Source organism: Antribacter gilvus, assembly GCF_003946865.1.
Classification (GTDB): domain Bacteria; phylum Actinomycetota; class Actinomycetes; order Actinomycetales; family Cellulomonadaceae; genus Antribacter; species Antribacter gilvus.
The window spans coordinates 164,017-176,566 of record NZ_QXTH01000010.1 but is presented as its reverse complement, the minus strand read 5'-3'; the positions used below and the strand labels follow the sequence as shown (position 1 = coordinate 176,566).

The following is a 12,550-nucleotide window of genomic DNA, read 5'->3' as shown; positions in this document are numbered from 1 at the left end:
CGGGACACTGGAGCGTGGCCATCGAGCGCCCCGCCCTCAAGGACGACAGCCCGGCTCCTGCCACGAGGGGTGCGGCTCGCACCTCACGGGAGCGGCTCGGTCTCGGGCTCGTTGCCCTCGCGGTGCTCTGGCAGGGCACAGGCACCGCCGTCGTCGGCCAGGCTGTTCCCCAGGACCTGGCGACCTTCGCGACCTTCGTCGCCTTCCTCGTCGTGGCCTTGGCCTCGGTGGCCGCACTTCTCGTGGTCCGACGGCGGAGCGTCGGAGCGGGGCGACTGCGCCCTCGGGCTCGATGGCGGGACGTCGTCGTGGCCAACGCCTTCACGGCGGCCGCGTTCGGGGCCTTCTATGTGGCCGTCACACTCGTGCCGCCGACCGCGGCGTCCGTGCTGGAGGTCGGCACGGCACCGATCGTCGTCGCGCTGGTTGCCGCAGCCGCTGTGCGGCGTCCCGCGGGCCGGGGCTATCCCGGCATCGTGCTTGCCGTCTGTGCCGGGATCGCGTGGATCTCGATCTCGGCTCAGGTGGGGCAGACGCCGGGGGAGACCGTGCTGGGCATCGCGCTGTGCGTGGTGGCCGGCGGCGGCGTGGCCGGGGTGCTCGTGACCTCGCACCGGTTCGCGAGGCAGGGGTTCACCGCGCTCGAGCTCGCGGCGAGCAGGTTCCACCTGGCCTGGGTCGTGTCGGGCTTCCTGGCCATCCCGGCCCTGGCCGGGGGCGTGACGCTCGACCGGCTCGGGCCTACCGCGCTGATCGCGACCACCTGTATCGCCCTGCCGATCCTGCCGCTCCAGGCGGGGATCATGCTGTGCAAGCCGCTCGATGCGGCGCTCGTGCTCGCGGTGCTCCCGGCGGTGGTGCTGGGGGCGGAGTCGGTGCTGGGAGGCGGCCTCGATCCGCTGCTGGGCGGGGCGATGGCCGTGCTGGTGGGGGTGTGCGTGGCGGGAGCCCTGCGTCGCCGGTGAGTCCCCAGGTGAGCGAACTGTTCTGCTAGGCTCCCCGGCGATGAGAATCCTCACGAGCAACAGATTGGGGGCCCAGTTCACTCCCGGTGAGTGCTGATGCGCTCACCCGTGAACGAGGGATCCCGCCTCTTCTACTGGCAGCGGATACGCGAGTACGCCGTACCGCCGCCGATGATCGAGAAGGCAACCGCCCGCCGTCTCGTCGGTGACTGGGCGGCGGCTTGTTCGGTTGCCCGCGTCGATGTCGACGTCGACCTTCCGGCCATGCGCCGGACCCATGGGACCGAGCTCGCCGCACAGGTCCGACAGGACCTCCGGCACCTCGCCCCTGATCTCCTGCGGTGGCACCTGCCGCGCGTCCTGCCGGACGGCCTGCTGCGACCGGGCCTGACCCTCTCGTTGGCCCGCTATCCGCGAGCCGACGGGCCACCGACCCACCTCGTCCTGCGCACGCCGCCAGCATGGGCCGCGGCGGGGCAGCGGATGATCCTCGCGTGGTGGGACGGTGGCACCGACCGGCACCCGCACCCGCATCCCGACCCGAGGTACCGGCTCGATCTGCACCGGCACCTCTGGGACGCCCGGCGCACGGCGGAGCTGGCCGAGCGCTCAGGGTTCGCCATCGCCCACCGCGACAAGTCCACCGACGTGCCCCAGGACTGGGCTGTCGAGAGGTGGGCCGCCGAGGCGGCAATCCTGCTGCAGGCCGACAGTGTCGCCGACGACGCGGTCGTGGTCCGCCTGGGCTGGCGGCGGCAGGCGATCGTGCGAGCGAGCGGCACCGGTCCGCTCGAGTTGACCGGCACAATCCCAGACAGGCCGGCGACGGCGAACCTGCCGGTGCTTCCTGATGCGGCCACCTGGATACCGCCGGACATCCAGTTGCTACGAGCAGGGCTGATCTCGCCGGGTGCGCTGCATCCGCTGGTCGCGGAGGCGCTCGGCGTCGGTGGACCGCGTGGCCGCCATGAGGTCGCCGGGCAGAGGACGCGGATCGTGGAGTGCCGCGGCGCGCTCCATCGCCTGGAGCTGGTCGACGGAGTGCTCACAGCGCTCGACCACGCGCCGGACGAGATCCGGCGCGAGGAGCTGTTGGCGACCCTCACGGGCACGCCGCTTCCCTGCCTGCAGGTCATCGACCAGCTGTATCGCAGCCCGACCGAGCTGTCGGACATCCGTGCTCGGCTGGACCACGGCGACTCTGAGGCCGCCCTTTCCGCTGTCGAGGCAGTCCTCGGGCACGAGGCAGTGCTTCGCTCGGGTGCCCTCCAGGACGAGCTGGTCGCTGCCGTCGAGGGTCGGATCGCGTACGGCCTGTTCCGAGCGGGGCTCTCCCCAGTGCCTCGTGGACCTGGCCAGGGCGACGACCTTCCCGGGTCTGGGCGAAGCTCCCGCGCCCAACGCGTCGCACAAGCCACCCCGTACAAGCAGCGCGACCGCTACAGCCGGCGCCTCCTCACCTCGACCCACTGACTGCGCGGGCTGTCGCACGCCCGCCCGCCGGTCCTCCACCCACGACTTCCCAAGGTGATCTATGACTTCTCAGCTTTCCGTTGCCGCCGACCTGCTCACGATGCTGAGCGCCACCACCACCGAGCCGCGCCAGGATCCCCAGCTCACCGCGCTGACGCTGGCCGTCGCCGCTGACATCCCCGTGCTGCTGTGGGGTGAGCCGGGAATCGGCAAGACCTCTGCGATCACCCAGCTCGCGACGTCGCTCGACCTCCCGCTCACCACAGTGATCGCGAGCGTGCACGAACCCTCCGACTTCAACGGCCTGCCGGTGGTCGGGGACGACCCGGCGCGCCTCGGGGTGCCGATGGCACCTCCGGACTGGGCTGTGCGCCTCGTGGAGGCGGGGCGAGGGCTGCTGTTCCTCGACGAGCTGTCGACCGCGCCGCCCGCGGTGCAGGCCGCGCTCCTGCGGGTGGTGCTCGAGCGCCAGGTCGGCGCGCTCCGGCTGCCCGACGGCGTCCGTATCGTCGCCGCAGCGAACCCCCGTTCGTCGGCGGCTGACGGTTGGGAACTGAGCCCGCCTCTGGCGAACAGGTTCGTGCACCTGCCCTGGCGGCACGACCACGACGTCGTCGTACGTGGTCTCGGGGGTACCTGGCCCCGAGCCGTTCTGCCCCAGCTCGAGCCTGAGCGTCTCGACGAGGCCGTCGCGTTCGCCCGTCGCGCCGTCTGCACGTTCCTGGACGCCAGGCCGGCCTTGATGCACCAGATGCCGACCACGGAAACTCGTCGTGGAGGTGCGTGGCCCTCGCCGCGCAGCTGGGAGATGGCGCTGCGTCTCGTGGCCTTCGCGACGGCCGCGGGTGCCGAGCGCGATGTGCTCTCGCTCTTGGTGAAGGGGACGGTCGGCGACGGGCCCGGGTTCGAGCTGCTGGCATCGATCGACCGGCTCGACCTGCCCGATCCTGAGACGCTCCTCGCCGATCCGGCGTCGGCGAGGCTGCCCGACCGGGGCGACCTGCGCCTGGCGGTTCTCGACGCGGTGGTGCTCGCCGTCAAGAAGCGGCCCGACGAGGCACGTTGGCACGCGGCGTGGGTGGTGCTCGTCCGTGCGCTCGAGACCGGTGCTCCGGACCTCCTCGTGACACCGGTGATGACGCTGTCCGCGTTACGACAGCCGGGCTGGGACGTGCCCGCCTCGATCGAGAGACTGGCGATCGCGGTGCCGCTGGGCAAGCGCGCCGGCCTGCTGCCCGTGGGCGCCTGATGGAGCTGGACACCGAGAAGCTCTACGCCGCCAGGCTCCTGGCCTGCCAGGCCCTCCCGTTCCTCGCGGCGGCGCTGTTCGCACTCAGCGTTCAGCCGTCGCAGACGGTGCCGACCATGGCGGTCGACCGACACTGGCGCTGCTACGTCTCGCCAGGTTTTGTGGAGCGTACGACTGTCGAGGACCTGGCGGGTGTCTGGGTGCACGAGGTCTCCCACCTGCTGCGCAACCACCACACGCGCGGTGACCAGCTCGTCGCGCGACACGGGCTGGACGGTCCCGGAGGTCGATTCCGGATCAACCTCGCGGCGGACTGCGAGATCAACGACGACATCTACGACGACGCCCTCCCCATGCCCTCCGGGGCTGTCACCGCGCAGGCCTTGCATCTGACGTCGGGACTCCTCCTGGAGGAGTATGTCGGCGACATCAGCCTCGGCCCGCTGACCGGGCCCTATGCCTGGCACGACTGCGGGAGCGGCGCCGACGGGATGGCCCGTCCCTGGGAGCTCGGGCCGGATGGGGCCCACGGCCTGACCGAGTCCGAGCGAGAGACCGTCCGGTTTCGGGTGGCGCAGGGCTTGATCGGTGCCCCGGGCAGTGCGCCGTCGGGTTGGCGGCGCTGGGCCAACGACGTCGTCCACCCGCCTCAGCCGTGGCGCGACCTGCTCGGCGCTGCGATCCGTTCGGCTGTCACCAGCGGCGGGGTGGGTGACGACTACACCTATGGTCGGCCCGCCCGGAGAGCGGCGTCGGTTCCCGGTGTGGTGCTGCCCAGCCTGCGTCGCAGGCCGCCCCGCGTGAGCGTGGTGATCGATACGTCGGGGTCGGTCAGCGACGACGAGCTCGGCAGCGCGCTGCTCGAGGTCATGGCGATCCTCAGGGCCGTCGGCGGACGACGGGACCTCGTGACCGTGCTGTCGTGCGATGCGGCGGTCCAGACCGTCGGGCCACTGTGCCAGGTCGAGGGCGTACCGCTGGTCGGCGGTGGCGGCACCGATCTGCGCGCGGGAGTTGCCGGAGCGCTGAGCCGCACGCCGCGTCCGGACGCGATCGTCGTGCTCACCGACGGTCAGACAGGCTGGCCAAGTGCTCGGCCACCGTGCCGGACGGTCGTGGGCCTGTTTCCCCGGCCCAGCCGGTGGAAGGAGACCCGCGACTACCAACCGGAGCCCCCGCCGGACTGGGCGCGTGTCGTCCGTCTGGGGTGAGGGTGCGGGATGCGCGTCAGGGCTGCTGGGGGAGTCGCCTGAGCTCGAGAAGTGCACCGAGCGGGAGGTCGGGCCACGTGCGCCAGACCTTGCGACGGCGTCCACGAACGGTCTGCTCGACGCTGTCTGCGGTCTCTGCGTCGGCTGGGCCCGTTCCGCTGATCAGCGCCTGACTGTCGGCGTGCCGGTTGGCGCGGTTGACGAAGGCTTTGCTACGGGCGATGTTCTTGCGCGACGCCTTGTCGTTCTCGCTGTAGACGTTCCGGCGGTCCCTCGTGAGGCTGAGCTGCTTCTTCTCCTGGGCTGTCCTGCGCCGGCGCAGGCGGCGAGACTACAGGCGCCGAACTGCCGCCCCAAGGAGTCTCGCGGTCGAGCAGTCAGAACTGGACGGGAAAGAGACGCGTCCCGATGGCAGGAAGGGCGACGGTTGCTCCGAGCGCGTCCACGCGTTGGGGACCGGTCATTTCTACGAGGGTGATCGCTCGACCGGAGCGGAGCACCAGAACGCCATCAGGATCGATTCGTTCGACGACGCCATGGAGCCAGGCGCCTACGGTTGGCTCTGGCACGTCCGTGCTCTCAGCAGCGATAAGGACGTCGGTCCACGAGCAGGGCTCAACGTCCACTTCGACGTCCACCACATCTCCGGGACCCGGTAACGGGCCGACCCAGGTCCCACGTAGTCGGCCGGCTGGGCCTTCGATCTCAACGGCCGAGGACGTGTCGTCGGCGACCGCCAGAACAGTTGCGCGCATTCCCGCATCTCCCGAGAGGTATCGATGGAGCGCTTCGTGGAGGCGCTGGTCGACCGGATTGAGGCCGCCGACCGCATCGATGACGGACTCTTTCGCTTCCACGAGGGACATGTCGAACGCTCGCACCATCGCAAGGATCGCAGCGGCCATCGAGCCTGTGGCATCACGAACTGTGACCGCTGTGTCGATTTTGACGGCCTCGACGAAAGCGTTGAGTTCGTCGTGTACCTCAGTCCACGGTCGGGGCGCCGTCACGACGTCTTCGAAGCACGAGTGAGCGATCCAACCGTCGTTCGTGCGTGTCAGCCTCACGGCGCCCGGCACGTCGAACGACATCGAGTCGAACTCGAAGTCGTCACGGGGCTCCTCGTCCGTGACAGACCACTGCTCCAGCGCCCATGCGAGTTCTGCCACCGGAAAGGCCTCCTCGGCATAGATCATGGCGGCACCGTCTCGGTCAGGGAGGTGGTCCTGTCTCCGGATGGCGGTGCGGTTTGGCTCCGCACCCCGATGCTCGGGATACTCAATGACCCACACCGCGTCCATCAGGAGCGCCACATGCGAGACGTCGTCGAAATCCTTTCCGAAGCTGGCCTGCCTGCCGCGGTGGCGGAGCCTCTGAACGGCGGCTATTCGAACGAGACCTACCGGGTGACCGGCGGTCCGGTCGACGCCGTCTTGCGCCTGAACGGGCACCAGAACGATGTCCTAGGTCTGAGTAGAACGGCTGAGGCGGCCGCGATCCAGGCGGCGGCTGTGCGCGGCGTTGCGCCAGAGGTGCTGGCCGCGGCGGACGACTACCTCCTGACGGCGCTCGTCCCGGGCGAGCTGCTCACGCCGGAGCAGACTCACGAGCCGCGGTACATCCGTGAGATGGCCCGCGTCCTCAAAGAGGTGCATGCGATCGAGGGTGTGGCCCGGCGGTCCGACCCGTTCTGGCTCGTGCGCACCTATCTGGATGGCGCACGCAGCCTGGGCTTTCCGATGCCTGACGGCCTGGACGGAGTGCTGCGCGAGGTCGACGCTATCGAGGCGCGCGCAGCCGCCCGTGGTGACGGCGAGGCGTACTGCCACAACGACTTCTACCGCTTCAACGTCATCGCCGACGACGGCAGGCTGACGGTCCTGGACTGGGAGCTCTCCGGCGTCGGGAACGTGTACTTCGACCTGGCGACGCCGGCCTTCCACGAGGGCTACACCCCTGACGAGGACCGCCTGCTCATCGAGGCGTACTTCGGGGAGTACGACGACCAGCACGCGGCGGCGCTGCACGACTTCAAGTACATGAACATGGTGCGCGAGGTCGGGTGGGCGCTGGCGCACGCTGCGCTCGACGCCGCCCGCCCGGAAGCCGTTCACGTCAACCACTCGCTCGATTACGTGAAGGAAGCGATGTGGTTCCTCGGGCGGATCCTGGCGGGCCACGTCACGGCGCGCGACGCGTAGGTCCGCGAGTAAGCGCCACCGGCGACCAGGAAGTTGTTCCCCGTCTGACGCTCAATGGGGGAACACCGTCCTGGTCGCCGGGGTACCTACCGCGCCGTGTGCGCGAGCACTGCCGCGGCCACCTCCGCGTGGACCCGGCTGGGGAGCTCCGCGCCGACCTCGTCGAGGACCAGCAGGGTTGCGCCGGGGATCTCGTCTGCCAGCGCCTGCGCGTTGCCCACCGGGAAGAACGGGTCGGCTGCGCCGTGGACCACCAGCGTCGGTGCGATGACCTCGGGGAGCCGCTCGCGCCAGCGTGGCGTGCAGTCCAGCGCCGAGAACACCGTGCTCAGGAGGCCGTTGCGCGCCGACGCCGGGTGCGGACCCGAGCGATCGAGGACACCGGCCGCGTGGGCGCGGGCTTCCGTCGCGTCGAACTGGGGCGAGCCCGAGAACGCGCGGGCCCCGGCCACTGCGCCGTCAAGGATCGACGTGCGATCGGTCCAGTCGACCGGGGGAGCGCTGCCGAAGTAGTGAAGGATTTCCGGGGCATGCTCGGGCAGGTCGTCGTCGACCGGGCCGGGCGCGACCGGACGGGCGCCGATCAGCACGAGAGAGGCGACCCGGGACGGGTGGTCCAGTGCCAGGAGCTGTGCGATGAATCCACCGGTCGCCATGCCCACGACGTGTGCGCGGGCGACGCCGAGCCCGTCGAGCACACCGGCGGCGTCGGTGACGAGGTCGCGCAGCGAATAACCGGGCGAGTCGGGGTCGACTGTGGTCGATCGGCCGGCGTCCCGCAGGTCGTAGCGGATGACGAACCGGCCGGTGAGCCGCTCCACGAACGTGTCGTCCCAGGAGGCGACGGTGGTGCCGATCAGCAGCAGTGGTATGTCAGTTGGCGAGCCGACGGTGTCGACGCACAGCTCGATGTCGCCGACCGGAAGTAGTGTCTCCATATCTGGGAGACCGTGTGACATGGCAGGACTCATCGGCCGATGAGTCCGGGCCGTCGTCGCGGTCGACCCTGTGTACGTGTTGTACAGGGAGCGGACATCGGATTCTGACCATGGCCTTGATCGAGGACGTTCGGCCCCTGGGTGCCGAGCTGGAGCGTTCGTACGAGGTGTACGTACGCGGCAGGTTGAAGTTCCGCGTCAAGCAGATCGTCTACGTGGCATTCTCACTCGACGAGCGCGTGATGGGCTTCGCGTTCCCCAAGGAGGAGCGGGCGGCGCTGGTGGCGAGCGAGCCGCACAAGTTTCAGTTGCCGTCGGAGTCGGACCTGCGCTTCAACTGGGTCCACGCCGACCTGCGGTCACTCGACCGGACCGAGGCTCGCGAGCTGGTCGTCGACGCGTGGCGCATGGTCGTTCCCCAGAAGGTCTCCCGAGCCTATGATCTGTCGCATCCCGGCGGTCCCGGCTGACGGCGAGACCCCGACAATGGCTATGTGAAGAGCGGACCTCAGTCATCCCGTGTGCAGTTCTATGACACCGCGACGCGGTGGTCGACAGAGCCGGCCACAGAGAACCAGGTCCTGGTGAATGCCGCAGCCCAGGCCCTCGCGGATGGTTTGGACTCCGCTTCGCTACGCAAGCTGGCGATGGCGCCCCCTGACGACAGAGACGAGCTTCGAGACCTGGTCGACGTGGTCGTCGCCGAGTTCGCACTGCCGTCGCTCGGCACGATCGCACCGCCAGTCGCTGTATACGACGACGGCTCGGAGGTGCCACGCCGGAGGGCGGATTCGATCCGACTCCAGGTGGTGCCCGCCGACACGGACGGCGACTTTGCGGTTGAGGTGTACATCGACGGCATTGAGATGACATCCCTCGGTGCGGGGCTGGGCCTGGGGCCGAAGGACCTCCTGATCCCTGTGAACCGCCTCGTTGCGACGTCCGAGGCCGCGATGGTTCCGATCGCTCGGTGTGAGTGCGGCTTCTACGGCTGTGGGGCCACAGATGTCCGGATCCGGCGGGACGGTGACGTGGTGCACTGGGACTGGTTCAAGGAGGCACCGGTAAGCCTCGGCGTGACTTTCGACGCTGCGCACTACGACGCCGAGGTCGCCCGGGCGGCTGCCGACCTGTCCTGGGAGACGGACAAGGAGACGGCCGAAAGGCTCGTTCTCGAGCGGGTGGGCGTCGAGGCGCTCGCCGATTCCGGCCTCGTGGCGCAGTGGGCGGCACCTACCTACGACGATCCGTCGGTGTATCGGGTGGGGCTCGTGACCGCCGACCATGCCTACCAGGTGTTTTTGCACTTCACGATCGAAGGACGGCGTCTTACAGACCTGGTCGACGAGGTTGTGGCCACGCTGCAGCAGCCGCCGTCGACATGGTCTGCGCAGGTTCGTGCGATCGACGCTGAGTACACCAGTCTTCCGGCGGTAGCGGGGCCCGCATGGGCTTGGTACGAGCCGACGAGAAGAGGGCGATGAGTGCTCGAACGGGTAACCAGCGCAACGCCTCGGAAGCTATCCAGGCCTACCTGGACCGGTGGGATCTGGACAAGCTGGTGGTCGCGATCCTGGGCCGCTCGTGCTATCGACCTAACCTGATGAAGCCCCACCCCCTCGTGGTCGAGGCCGCCTCGACGTCCTCAACCTCGACGCCACCGACACGGTGCTCATCGGAGACACCGTGACGGACATGCAGGTCGCCCGAGCAGTCGGCAGACGCGCGGTCGGTACGCCAAGCACCCCGAACGCGCCACAGCCCTGCGCGACGCCGGAGCAGACGCCGTCGTGCTCTCGATGAGGGAACTGCTACACGCGGCCGGTTGACGTCGGTGGCGCTGTCGAATCTGCCGCCCGCCACATCGGCACGGTGACCGCTCCGGGGATCGCGAGAATCCGCCAAGAGCCTCAACTGCTTGCGCTGTTGTACCGGGCCAGCCCATACCGCCAGATGAGCGCGGTGAACGAACACGAGACCAGGACGACGACCGGGGCCAGCAGGAGCGCCGCCGTCGGATCCAGGAGCTGCTCGGCGGGGAACGAGCCGATCAACGCGGCGGGCGCGAACGAGACCAGAATGATCTGCACTGTTCGGGGGAAGAACTGGCGCGGGTACTGGCCGGCCACGCGCCAGGCGGCGGCCAGGTCGTTGACCGGCTCGATCGAGCGCACCCAGAAGGCGAGCAGGGTCAGGTCGGTCCAGAAGGCGCAGTAGGCGACGGTCCCGGCGACGGCCCAGACGATCATGGCCAGTACGGCCTCGGGCCCCAGTCCGAGGTCGAAGGTGGAAGCGGCGACGATCAGGATGGCGGTCCCGCTCACGCACCGCGCGAGCTCGGTGGGCTGGATCCAGCGCAGCACTGCGTAGAAGAACGTCGGCACGGGCCGGACGAGCGCGAGGTCCAGCTCACCCTTGCGGACCGCCGTGTCGAACCGGCGAAGGCCGGGCGTCACGAAGCAGTCCATCAGCCCGGTGGTGAGAGCGAAGACGCCGACCGTGAGGACAGCAGCCTGTTGGAGAGCCGAGTCCGACCCGGCGTAGCTGGTCAGGATGAGCACCGGGAGGATCCCGACGGCCAGCTCGCCGATGCCGGCGAACAGGTGGAGCCACGCCTGCGAGCGGAACTGGAGATCCCGCATGACGGCCTGCCGGAACAGCTTCAGCCAGACCAGGACGGTGACGCGTACGGTCCGCTGGTTCATGCGCCGGCCCCGCTGTACCGGCGCAGGCCACGGACCCAGACGAATCGGGCGGCGACCAGCGCGAGAAGGACCCAGGCGGCCTGCATCGCCAGCCCGGTCCACAGCGTGGCGGCGTCCGGCGCGAGCAGCGTCTGGATGGGGAACGCCACCGCGTATCCGAAGGGCTGGACCTGCAGGAACGGTCCCCACGCCGTCGGCATGACCGAGAGCGGGATCAGCGCCCCCGACAGGAAGGCGGCGGCCAGCTGGCGGAAGCGGTCCACTGCCGCGACGTCGTCCCACCAGAAGGCCAGCGAGCCGACGATGACGTCGAAGCAGAACATCATCGTGGCGCCCAGGGCCAGCGCCCAGAGGAACAGCAGCCAGCGTCCGGGATGTGCGGGCAGCTCGAGGTCGCGGTGGTAGGGGACCGCCAGGACGACGATCAGTGGCAGCAGCGTGGCGAGCTTGGCGAGCTTCTCGGACACGTTGTTGGTCACCGCGACCAGGTGCGTGGAGCAAGGGCGGACCAGCCAGGCGTTCAGGTGCCCGAGACGGATGCTCTCGGCCAGGAATCTCGCCGTCCAGCTCGACGTCAGCATGGTGACCACGCTGACCAGGACGAGATAGGTGGTCAGGTAGTCGCGGGTGACCGGTGGCTCGGCACCGTTCGCCATCGCCCCGCGCCACACCAGCAGCGAGATCAGGGGCACGACGACGACGCTCGCCTGCATGGCCACCAGCCACCAGCGGTACTGCGCGATCGTCTGGAGCTCCTGGCGCAGCAGGCCACAGAACACCGAGCCGGTACGCCGTGCGGCGTGCGTGCTCACGACCGCACCGGTCTCTCGCTGAACACCTTGGACATGACCTCGTCGAGCCCCGGCTCGACGACGCGGAAGTCGACCAGCTCACCGGACTGCGCCGCGGCCTGGACCAGCGCACCGATCGCCTCGTGACCGAGCGGCACCCGTTCCACGCGGCCGTCGTGGTAGGTGAACACCGCCGCCTTCTGCAGATTGGCTCGCGCCCGCAGACCGGCGAGGTCGCCGTCAAATGTTGCCCGTCCTCCGGTGACGATGACGACTCGTTCGGCCAGCGCCTCGACGTCGCTCATGTCGTGGCTGGTCAGCACGATCGTGGTGCCGAAGGCTCGGTTGATCTCACGGAAGAGGGTGCGCACCACGAGCTTCGCCTGGACGTCCAGCCCGATGGTCGGCTCGTCGGCGAACAGCAGCGTCGGCCGGTGCAGCAATGCCAGCGCCAGCTCGCATCGCATCCGCTGGCCGAGGGACAGGTTGCGTACCGGCGTGTCCAGGATCTCGGTGATACCCAGCAGCTCACCGAGCTCGCCGACGGTCGCAGCGAACTCGTCCCGCGGAATCTCGTACATGCTGCGGTGGATCTTCAGCGACTCACGGGTCGACACGTCCCACCAGAGCATCGCTTTCTGGCCGAAGATCACCGAGATCTGCGACAGGAACGGGTAAGAGCGAGCCGCCGGTCGATACCCGCACACGCGGAGCTGACCGGTGCTGGGCTCCAGCAGGCCGCTCATCATCTTGACGATGGTGGTCTTGCCGGCGCCGTTCGGCCCAAGCAGGCCGATGATCTCACCGCGCTCAACGGTGAGGTCGAGGCCGACGACGGCCCGGACGCTGGTGAGCTCTCGGCTGATCAGACTGCGGAGGGCGCCGCGGAGCCCTTGCGGTTGCCGGTAGAAGTCATATTGCTTGCTGAGGCCCTGCGCCAGGATGGCCGGCTCAGAACTGAAGGTGGGCGAACGCACGGCAGACTCCTCACCGACCACGCAGGGCGAGGGGGTCGGT

Annotated in this window: 12 protein-coding genes and 1 pseudogene; 8 read left to right on the top strand and 5 right to left on the bottom strand. The window is 69.3% G+C overall.

The window, feature by feature from the left end; translation table 11 throughout:
- The first annotated feature begins 14 nt into the window (after nucleotides 1-14).
- The 4 genes from D1350_RS17910 (at nucleotide 15) to D1350_RS17895 (ending at nucleotide 4,898) form a co-directional block, all read left to right on the top strand.
- A complete protein-coding gene (locus D1350_RS17910; protein ID WP_125777400.1) occupies nucleotides 15-965 on the top strand; it encodes a hypothetical protein in 951 nt (316 codons plus the stop codon).
- A gap of 108 nt (nucleotides 966-1,073) precedes the next feature.
- On the top strand, nucleotides 1,074-2,438 hold the full coding sequence (locus D1350_RS17905; RefSeq protein ID WP_206074593.1) for a hypothetical protein: 1,365 nt from the start codon (nucleotides 1,074-1,076) through the stop codon (nucleotides 2,436-2,438).
- A 61-nt stretch (nucleotides 2,439-2,499) separates the two neighbouring features.
- Nucleotides 2,500-3,687 carry an AAA family ATPase gene (locus D1350_RS17900; protein WP_125777398.1) on the top strand — a complete coding sequence of 396 codons (1,188 nt, stop codon included), beginning with the start codon at nucleotides 2,500-2,502 and terminating at the stop codon, nucleotides 3,685-3,687.
- On the top strand, nucleotides 3,687-4,898 hold the full coding sequence (locus tag D1350_RS17895; RefSeq protein ID WP_125777397.1) for a vWA domain-containing protein: 1,212 nt from the start codon (nucleotides 3,687-3,689) through the stop codon (nucleotides 4,896-4,898). Before D1350_RS17900 ends, D1350_RS17895 begins: the two co-directional genes overlap by 1 nt.
- Before the next feature lie 377 nt (nucleotides 4,899-5,275).
- Here the strand turns inward: D1350_RS17895 and D1350_RS23840 are convergent, their stop codons facing one another.
- Complete coding sequence (locus D1350_RS23840; protein ID WP_164545217.1) at nucleotides 5,276-6,094, bottom strand: DUF7878 domain-containing protein; 819 nt, start codon at nucleotides 6,092-6,094, stop codon at nucleotides 5,276-5,278.
- 117 nt (nucleotides 6,095-6,211) lie between these two features.
- On the opposite strand from D1350_RS23840, the gene D1350_RS23835 reads away from it, so the two are divergent.
- Complete coding sequence (locus D1350_RS23835; RefSeq protein WP_164545216.1) at nucleotides 6,212-7,099, top strand: phosphotransferase; 888 nt, start codon at nucleotides 6,212-6,214, stop codon at nucleotides 7,097-7,099.
- An 86-nt stretch (nucleotides 7,100-7,185) separates the two neighbouring features.
- Here D1350_RS23835 and D1350_RS17885 read toward each other — a convergent pair whose 3' ends face one another.
- Nucleotides 7,186-8,037 (bottom strand): alpha/beta fold hydrolase, encoded by an 852-nt coding sequence (locus D1350_RS17885; protein WP_125777395.1) that lies wholly within the window; start codon nucleotides 8,035-8,037, stop codon nucleotides 7,186-7,188.
- 110 nt (nucleotides 8,038-8,147) lie between these two features.
- Here D1350_RS17885 and D1350_RS17880 point away from each other — a divergent pair, with 110 nt between their 5' ends.
- The 3 genes and pseudogenes from D1350_RS17880 to D1350_RS24950 all read left to right on the top strand — a co-directional run.
- Entirely contained in the window at nucleotides 8,148-8,507 is a 360-nt protein-coding gene (locus D1350_RS17880) for an MmcQ/YjbR family DNA-binding protein (protein WP_125777394.1), read from the top strand.
- A gap of 24 nt (nucleotides 8,508-8,531) precedes the next feature.
- The gene (locus D1350_RS17875) at nucleotides 8,532-9,521 is read left to right on the top strand and encodes a hypothetical protein (protein WP_125777393.1); all 990 of its coding nucleotides are present in this window, start codon (nucleotides 8,532-8,534) and stop codon (nucleotides 9,519-9,521) included.
- A 166-nt stretch (nucleotides 9,522-9,687) separates the two neighbouring features.
- Nucleotides 9,688-9,840 (top strand): annotated as a pseudogene (locus tag D1350_RS24950) (hypothetical protein); the annotation flags it as partial.
- A 107-nt stretch (nucleotides 9,841-9,947) separates the two neighbouring features.
- Here D1350_RS24950 and D1350_RS17870 read toward each other — a convergent pair.
- Genes D1350_RS17870 through D1350_RS24180 form a run of 3 tightly spaced genes read right to left on the bottom strand, consistent with a single transcriptional unit; the run spans nucleotide 9,948 to nucleotide 12,510 of the window.
- Complete coding sequence (locus D1350_RS17870) at nucleotides 9,948-10,742, bottom strand: ABC transporter permease (RefSeq protein WP_125777392.1); 795 nt, start codon at nucleotides 10,740-10,742, stop codon at nucleotides 9,948-9,950.
- A complete protein-coding gene (locus D1350_RS17865) occupies nucleotides 10,739-11,554 on the bottom strand; it encodes an ABC transporter permease (protein WP_206074592.1) in 816 nt (271 codons plus the stop codon). Before D1350_RS17865 ends, D1350_RS17870 begins: the two co-directional genes overlap by 4 nt.
- Nucleotides 11,551-12,510, bottom strand: coding sequence for an ABC transporter ATP-binding protein (locus D1350_RS24180; protein WP_206074591.1), 960 nt, complete (start codon nucleotides 12,508-12,510; stop codon nucleotides 11,551-11,553). The genes D1350_RS17865 and D1350_RS24180 overlap by 4 nt, the downstream gene beginning before the upstream one ends.
- Between the last annotated feature and the right edge of the window lie 40 nt (nucleotides 12,511-12,550).

Excerpts from the sequence above, each read along its gene's own strand:
- D1350_RS17900 (WP_125777398.1), top strand. The coding sequence starts at position 2,500 with ATGACTTCTCAGCTTTCCGTTGCCGCCGACCTGCTCACGATGCTGAGC.
- D1350_RS17895 (WP_125777397.1), top strand. The coding sequence starts at position 3,687 with ATGGAGCTGGACACCGAGAAGCTCTACGCCGCCAGGCTCCTGGCCTGC.
- D1350_RS23840 (WP_164545217.1), bottom strand. The coding sequence starts at position 6,094 with ATGATCTATGCCGAGGAGGCCTTTCCGGTGGCAGAACTCGCATGGGCG.
- D1350_RS23835 (WP_164545216.1), top strand. The coding sequence starts at position 6,212 with ATGCGAGACGTCGTCGAAATCCTTTCCGAAGCTGGCCTGCCTGCCGCG.
- D1350_RS17885 (WP_125777395.1), bottom strand. The coding sequence starts at position 8,037 with ATGGAGACACTACTTCCGGTCGGCGACATCGAGCTGTGCGTCGACACC.
- D1350_RS17880 (WP_125777394.1), top strand. The coding sequence starts at position 8,148 with ATGGCCTTGATCGAGGACGTTCGGCCCCTGGGTGCCGAGCTGGAGCGT.
- D1350_RS17870 (WP_125777392.1), bottom strand. The coding sequence starts at position 10,742 with ATGAACCAGCGGACCGTACGCGTCACCGTCCTGGTCTGGCTGAAGCTG.